The sequence below is a fragment of the Burkholderia sp. Ac-20379 genome (genome assembly GCF_017104645.1).
Lineage (GTDB): Bacteria > Pseudomonadota > Gammaproteobacteria > Burkholderiales > Burkholderiaceae > Burkholderia.
The window spans coordinates 1-1,852 of sequence record NZ_JAAGPF010000593.1 but is presented as its reverse complement, the minus strand read 5'-3'; the positions used below and the strand labels follow the sequence as shown (position 1 = coordinate 1,852).

3 protein-coding genes are annotated in these 1,852 nt (G+C 67.9%); 1 reads left to right on the top strand and 2 read right to left on the bottom strand.

The genetic code is table 11. The features are described 5' to 3' along the window. Window positions 1-189, bottom strand: a 189-nt coding sequence (locus G3N92_RS33050; RefSeq protein ID WP_346778331.1) for a hypothetical protein, incomplete at its 3' end; no start/stop codon positions are given. On the opposite strand from G3N92_RS33050, the gene purM reads away from it, so the two are divergent. After that, window positions 188-1,243, top strand: a complete 1,056-nt coding sequence (gene purM / locus G3N92_RS33045) for a phosphoribosylformylglycinamidine cyclo-ligase (protein ID WP_206131716.1) — start codon at window positions 188-190, stop codon at window positions 1,241-1,243. The genes G3N92_RS33050 and purM overlap by 2 nt on opposite strands. 96 nt (window positions 1,244-1,339) lie before the next feature. Here purM and G3N92_RS33040 read toward each other — a convergent pair. Further along, the coding region (locus tag G3N92_RS33040) for a tRNA dimethylallyltransferase (RefSeq protein WP_277396221.1) at window positions 1,340-1,852 on the bottom strand (513 nt) is incomplete at its 5' end.

Below are 1,852 nucleotides of genomic sequence, written 5' to 3'. Positions count from 1 at the left end.
GCGCGGAGGCCTTGGGCGGCGCGGCCCGCACGGCGGCGCATGGCGCGGCGCGGCGGGCGCGATGGCCTGCGATGAAATCGGGGACGATTCGGACACGATGGTTTCCGTCGAAAGATCGGCGCGGGAATTCGGCCGGGCGTCCGGCTTCGGGTAAAATCGCATTTTACCGACCTTCTCGCATTCCCCCATGACTTCTCCGAAATCCGCTCCCGACGCCCAAGGTCTTTCCTACCGTGACGCGGGCGTCGACATCGACGCGGGCGACGCGCTCATCGACAAGATCAAGCCCTTTGCGAAGAAAACGCTGCGCGAAGGCGTGCTCGGCGGGATCGGCGGATTCGGCGCACTGTTCGAAGTGCCCAAGCGTTACAAGGAGCCGGTGCTCGTGTCCGGCACCGACGGCGTCGGCACCAAGCTGAAGCTGGCGTTCCACCTGAACCGCCACGACACGGTCGGCCAGGATCTGGTCGCGATGAGCGTCAACGACATCCTCGTGCAGGGCGCCGAGCCGCTGTTCTTCCTCGACTACTTCGCCTGCGGCAAGCTGCACGTCGACACGGCGGCGGACGTCATCAAGGGCATCGCGAAGGGCTGCGAACTGTCGGGCTGCGCGCTGATCGGCGGCGAAACCGCGGAAATGCCGGGCATGTACCCGGACGGCGAATACGATCTGGCCGGCTTCGCCGTCGGCGCGGTCGAGAAGAGCAAGATCATCGACGGCAGCACGATCGCCGAGGGCGACGTGGTGCTGGGCCTGGCTTCGAGCGGCATCCACTCGAACGGCTTCTCGCTGGTGCGCAAGATCATCGAGCGCGCGAATCCGGATCTGAACGCCGAATTCGACGGCCGCACGCTGGCCGACGCGCTGATCGCGCCCACGCGCATCTACGTCAAGCCGCTGCTGGCGCTGATGGCGAAGCTGCCGGTCAAGGGCATGGCGCACATCACGGGCGGCGGCCTGGTCGAGAACATTCCGCGCGTGCTGCGCGAAGGCCTGACGGCCGAGCTCGACCAGAACGCATGGACGCTGCCGCCGCTGTTCCAGTGGCTCCAGCAGCACGGCGGCGTGGCCGACGCGGAAATGCACCGCGTGTTCAACTGCGGCATCGGCATGGCCGTGATCGTGTCGGCGGCGGATGCCGATGCGGCGGTTGCCGAACTGAGCGCCGCCGGCGAGCAGGTCTGGAAGATCGGCAAGGTGCGCGCGACGCGCGAAGGCGAAGCGCAGACGGTGGTGGTCTGACGCGACGCCAGCCTGATGGCGGGATGACATGAGAAAGGCCGCGATGCGAATCGCGGCCTTTTTGTTTGGCGAGTGCCCCAGGCATTACCCGGTGGTTCAGCCGTTCGCGGCCAGCACGCGTTCCACCGCATCCACCGCGCGCGCCGGCGCATCCTCGGCGCAGCAATCCACCACGATCCGTTCCGGCATCGAGCGCAGCCAGGTCAACTGGCGCTTGCAGAGCTGGCGCGTGGCGAACACGCCCTTGTCGCGCATCGTCGCGTAATCGGTTTCGCCGTCCAGATATTCCCAGGCCTGCCGGTAGCCGACACAGCGCATCGACGGCAGCCCCAGATGCAGATCGTCGCGGCGGCGCAGCCGCTCCACCTCGTCGATGAAGCCGGCCTCGAGCATCGCGTCGAAGCGCGTGGCGATGCGCGCGTGCAGGATCGAACGGTCCGACGGTTCGAGCGCGACCGGCACGAAACGGTAGCGCAGGGCGGCGTCGTCCTCGCGCGGCGGCGCGGCGAGCAGCGCCGACATCGGCTGGCCGCTCAGCATGAACACCTCGAGCGCGCGCTGGATGCGCTGCGCGTCGTTCGGCGCGAGCCGCGCGGCGGTGATCGGATA